General features: G+C 57.4%; 4 protein-coding genes and 2 rRNA genes. 2 read left to right on the plus strand and 4 right to left on the minus strand.

Annotation, left to right across the window (positions count from 1 at the left end; all coding sequences use genetic code 11):
* Both ABN482_RS11230 and ABN482_RS11235 read right to left on the minus strand, forming a co-directional pair.
* Nucleotides 1-1623, minus strand: a 1623-nt coding sequence (locus ABN482_RS11230; RefSeq protein ID WP_349504073.1) for a methyl-accepting chemotaxis protein, incomplete at its 3' end; no start/stop codon positions are given.
* A 250-nt stretch (nt 1624-1873) separates the two neighbouring features.
* Complete coding sequence (locus ABN482_RS11235; protein ID WP_349504074.1) at nt 1874-2758, minus strand: LysR family transcriptional regulator; 885 nt, start codon at nt 2756-2758, stop codon at nt 1874-1876.
* 149 nt (nt 2759-2907) lie between these two features.
* Here ABN482_RS11235 and ABN482_RS11240 point away from each other — a divergent pair, with 149 nt between their 5' ends.
* Nucleotides 2908-3711 carry a dioxygenase family protein gene (locus ABN482_RS11240; RefSeq protein WP_349504075.1) on the plus strand — a complete coding sequence of 268 codons (804 nt, stop codon included), beginning with the start codon at nt 2908-2910 and terminating at the stop codon, nt 3709-3711.
* Between the two features lie 113 nt (nt 3712-3824).
* Entirely contained in the window at nt 3825-4241 is a 417-nt protein-coding gene (locus ABN482_RS11245) for a DoxX family protein (protein ID WP_349504076.1), read from the plus strand.
* Nucleotides 4242-4653: 412 nt separating this feature from the next.
* On the opposite strand, the gene rrf is transcribed toward ABN482_RS11245, so the two are convergent.
* Nucleotides 4654-4766: ribosomal RNA gene (gene rrf, locus ABN482_RS11250) — 5S ribosomal RNA — on the minus strand.
* Between the two features lie 158 nt (nt 4767-4924).
* Nucleotides 4925-5256 (minus strand): 23S ribosomal RNA (locus ABN482_RS11255); the annotation flags it as partial.

Here is a 5256-nt window from a genome sequence, read left to right on the forward strand (position 1 = left end):
GCCCACCCCCTCGATGCAGGCACTGCCCTGATCCACTTCCTGCTGGGAGGCATTGATCAGCGTCCTGATCTCCTGGGCGGCATTGGCCGAGCGTTGCGCCAGTGTCCGCACTTCAGCCGCCACCACGGCAAAGCCACGCCCCTGTTCGCCTGCACGCGCAGACTCGACCGAGGCGTTCAGTGCCAGGATATTGGTCTGGAACGCAATGCTTTCGATCACACCAATGATATCGACCATCCGCCGCGAACTCTGGGTGATCGCCTGCATCAGGGCCACGGCCTGCTCCACTTCAACCCCACTGCGCCCAGCCAGTTCGGCCGCAGCCACGGCCAGTTCGCTGGCCTGGCGAGCATTGCCGGCATTCTGCTGCACGGTAGCCGTCAACTCCTCGATGGACGCCGCCGTTTCTTCCAGACTGGAGGCCTGGGATTCCGTCCGGCTCGACAGGTCCATGTTGCCATGGGCGATTTCAGAAGCTGCCAGATCAATGCTATCAACGCTGGTACGCACCTGCCGAACCACCGCGGAAAGGCTTTCGCTCATGGCATTGAGTGCCTGCAGCAGTTGGGCAGGTTCATCACGCCCCACGACATCTGCCCTGGCCGTCAGATCGCAGGCTGCAACCTGGCTGGCCATCGCCACCGAGGTTGCCAACGGACGGGTAATCGAACGGATCACCAACAGTGTCACCCAACCGGCCAGCAGCGCCATGACCAGCAATCCGCCCAGCAGCCAGGCAGCATCCCGCTGCAAGTGCCCGACCCGCTCCGATAACAGATGCTCCAGTTCGACGATCACATCATCGACCACACGATACTGCACGTCGATGGCCTGGGTCATGGCATCAAAATACGGCTGCGAGGGCGCGACCAACGTCGAGGCCGACAGAATCTGCTCATTGACCAATGCCAGTGACGCCTTGGCCTGCTCTGCAGCCTGCCGCGTCTTGCCCTGCAGGGTCGTGCGCAAGTCATCATCCAGCGCGTACGCCTTGCCGAAAGCTCTCTGGGTCTGCTGCAGATATTCGTCGGCACGCTGGACAACTCCCCCCAGCGTCAGTCGATCCTGATCCGAGGCCTGCCCCAGTACCAGCAGGCGAGCCCCCTGCGCACGCGCCTTGCCCAGTTCCTCCGACAGCAGGGGCAGGGACACGAACGCGCCCTGGATCAAGGCATCGACTTCGAGTGCATCATCCAGGCTGAGCCCATAGATATCCAGGATACGGTCACCAATCGAGAACATGCCATTGATGACATCGACGTGGCCTGCAAAACTCTCCGGGGCGGTAATCGTGCCCTGATCGACACGCGCCTGCAGCTCGCGCCAGCGCGCCTGTGCATTCTTCAGTTCCGGCAGCAATACTGCCACCTCTGCAGAAGCCGCCTCGAGGATCTGTTGCAGTTGCCCCATCGCCCGGTCGATCTCGAGCACACGCTGGCGTCGCTGCTCCTGAATGGCTGCATTGCCGCTCAACAAGGCGGCCGACATGCCACGATGCTGCTGCAACAGCCTCACCGTAGCCAACAACTGATTGCTGGGCGCTACGCCTTCCCATTCAAGCTGTTTCTGCGCAATCACGCCATAGGTGCTCCCGAGGTAAAGCGCGGTAGGCACGCTGAACATGATCAGGCTCAAAACACTGATCAAGGCAAACTTGGCCCAAAGCGACCAATTTCCAAGCAACTTCGTCATAAACAGACACTCCGGTGTGGATAGCCGGACTACCTGCAGGCATGCAAATATATTCGGCCACTCTTATCCGATATCATTTAAATATGGAACGTTTTGTAATATATAGCCCAACATTGCTCTGCATTTCTTTGAGCAGCAGCACATTACACGTTCATTTCCGCAAATTTTCTGGCTTGCAGAACTAGTGATTGAGCGCCTGTGTCAGATAGTCCACCATATGCCTGACCTTGAGCGAGAGTTGCCGCCTCGATGGAAATACCGCGTAGACACCCAGTTCCTGGGTCTTGTAATCAGGCAGCAGTTCAGTCAGCTCGCCCCGGCGCACATCGGCCCCAAGAATAAAATCCGGTTGCAGCGTAATGCCCCCTCCCTGCAGGGCAATCATCCGACAGGTATCGCCATTGTTGGACAATACCTTGGGCCGTATCCGGGTGCGCACCTGCCCCTCCTGCCCCTGGAAATACCATTCTTCATGATTGGCCAGGAGCGTATAGGTCAACGTGTCGTGATGCAGCAACTCAGTAGGCGTCGTGGGTGTACCACGTCGGCTCAGGTAATCCGGCGAGGCGCAAAGCATCATTCGCGTCGTGGCCAGACGACGACAGATCAGGCTGGAACTGGGCAGGGCGCTGATTCGCACCGCCATGTCATAGCCTTCCTCGATCAGATCAACCACGCGATCATTGAGTGAAATATCCAGTTCTACCTTGGGGTAGCGGGCCATGAATCCCGACCACAAGGGTGCCAGACAGGCAATACCGTAAGACACAGGCACATTGATCCGGATCCGCCCTCCGGGCTCCAGCGCCCGCTCCGATACCGTACTTTCGGCTTCATCCATGGCATTGAGCACCTCACGTGCCCGCTGGTAGAAGATTTGTCCCTCCTCTGTCAATGACAGCCGACGCGTTGTCCTCTGCAAGAGCCGTACCCCGAGCCGTGACTCCAGAGCCACGATATGCCTGGACACCGCGGCCTTTGACATCCCCAGCGCATCTGCAGCACCTACGAAGCTGCCGGCATCCACAATAGCCACAAAGACTGTCATTTCAAGCGAACGACTCATATCCCTACCTCCTGCCTTCAAGTATGCGACAGACTCAATTATCCCTTTTTTCGCAACAATAAGTTCATTAAAACCCTGTTTATCTTGATTTTCAAAGCCAATAAAATTTTCACATCGAACTTGAAGGTTCATTACCAAAAGGATTCATCATGTCGAACCGCATGCCTGTTCTGTTTGTCTCTCATGGCGCGCCGACCTTCGCACTGGAACCCGGGCTGGCCGGCCCGGAGCTCACTCGACTGGGCCGGCAACTGCCGGAACCCCGAGCCATTGTCGTCATCTCAGCACACTGGATGACACGTGGCACAGTGAGCGTTACCACCAGTGCAGAACCCGCAACCATTCACGATTTTGGTGGATTTCCTGCACCGCTCTACGCATTGCAGTATCCGGCAGCCGGTGCACCTGATATCGCCGCACGCACGCTTGAACTGCTGCAACAGGCCGACTGGCCCGCCGCACCTGACGCCTCGCGCGGCCTGGATCACGGAGCCTGGGTACCCCTGATGCACCTGTATCCCGATGCCCGCATTCCCGTGGTGCAGGTATCACTTCCCTATCCTTGCGATGCCGATACGGCATTGCGACTGGGCAAGAGCCTGGCTCCCTTGCGTGATGAAGGTGTATTGCTGGTCGGCTCAGGCAGTCTGACGCATAACCTGTATGAAATTCGCCATCCGGGCAGCGATGCCTCCGAATATGTGCGTGAATTCACGGATTGGACTCGCCGTCAGGTAGATACGCACGATATTCCGGCGCTGCTGGATTATCGCAGGCTGGCCCCTGCTGCCGAGCGAGCCCATCCTACCGAGGAACACTTCCTGCCGCTGCTGGTTGCCGCCGGGGCGACTGGTGATGGCGAGCCGACCACCATCATCGATGGTGGCGTGGATTACGGTGTCCTCGCCATGGATACCTACGTACTGGGAGAATTTTCCACAACCGCGTACTGATACCTACCCCTGCGCCTCAGCAACACACGCTTTGTTTTTATCTGTTTGCGCCTTTCATTGGCAACACTTGCTTCAGCATATTTTTCTAAATCCTGTCTTAACGGAGAATCACCATGATTGATACCCGCACCGCCCCTTATGCTGCCCTCGTCCTGCGACTGGCCCTCGGCCTGATGTTCCTGGCCCATGGCCTGACCAAGCTGCTGGTCTTCACCCCTGCTGGCACGGCAGGTTTTTTCGAGTCGATCGGATTTCCTGGCTGGACCGCCTATCCCGTGATCGCTTTTGAGGTCATCGGTGGTGCCTTCCTGATCCTGGGCGTCTTCGCCCGCTGGATCGCTGCCATTGCCGTCGTACAGCTGTTTGCCGCCTCTACGGTCCATTTCGGTAACGGCTGGGCCTTCGCCAATGCCAATGGCGGTTGGGAGTACCCGATTTTCCTGACGGCCGCAGCCCTGGCCCTAGCCTTGATCGGCGACGGAGCATGGGCACTGAAGCGTTCAGGCGGCAGTGCCGACCGCGCGCGCTGAAGCCCCTTTCCACTTGACTGCCGACTGACAATTCAACTCTGAGCAATTTCCTGACGGGCGCCCTGGCGCCCGTTTTTTATTGTCTTTTGTACGGCAAGATCAATCTGCCGAATCCTGAAACTTGCCTTTCAGGCATGCCATGCCCAAGCGTTCCCCATAACCACAACGGCACTGCAGGAACCAGGCCATACAGATAGACACGCCATAGGTTTTGGAAACCCAGAGGCTACTGGGCGGCACTAAGCATCTGGTACCCCCCCAGAATGCAGAAAGGAGGGAGCGGCGTGGAGGCGGTGGCAGTCTGGTTCGGACAGGAGCTGGGGGCAGTCGGGCGATGAGTCGCTGCGCGGTTTCAGGCGGAGTAAAGTAAAAAACCCCCAGGCGGTAAGCCTGAGGGTTTTTTGGAATAAAAGCTTGACGATGACCTACTTTCACAGGCGTAAACCAACTATCATCGGCGCAAAGGCGTTTCACTGTCCTGTTCGGGATGGGAAGGAGTGGGACCACCTTGCTATGGTCGTCAAGCGTAACTGTTTTGGCTTGTCTGAGGATGTCAGCCAAGCCGAATCTGGTAGAAGCACGTGATTGTACACGGATATGATTGTTGTCGGCGCTGCTGACGGAGCAGCGCCGCTGGTATTACTTTGTTTTGAACGACATGTCGCCATAACTTGCAGAGTTATAGGATCAAGCCGCACGGGCAATTAGTACTGGTTAGCTTAACGCATTACTGCGCTTCCACACCCAGCCTATCAACGTCCTGGTCTCGAACGACCCTTCAGGGGAATCTAGTTCCCAGGGAAATCTAATCTTCAGACGAGTTTCCCGCTTAGATGCCTTCAGCGGTTATCTCTTCCGTACTTAGCTACCCGGCTATGCCATTGGCATGACAACCGGTACACCAGAGGTACGTCCACTCCGGTCCTCTCGTACTAGGAGCAGGCTCCGTCAAATTTCCAACGCCCACGGCAGATAGGGACCAAACTGTCTCACGACGTTTTAAACCCAACTCACG

It is taken from the genome of Corticimicrobacter sp. (assembly GCF_040137905.1).
In the GTDB taxonomy this organism is placed as follows: Bacteria; Pseudomonadota; Gammaproteobacteria; order Burkholderiales; family Burkholderiaceae_B; genus Corticimicrobacter.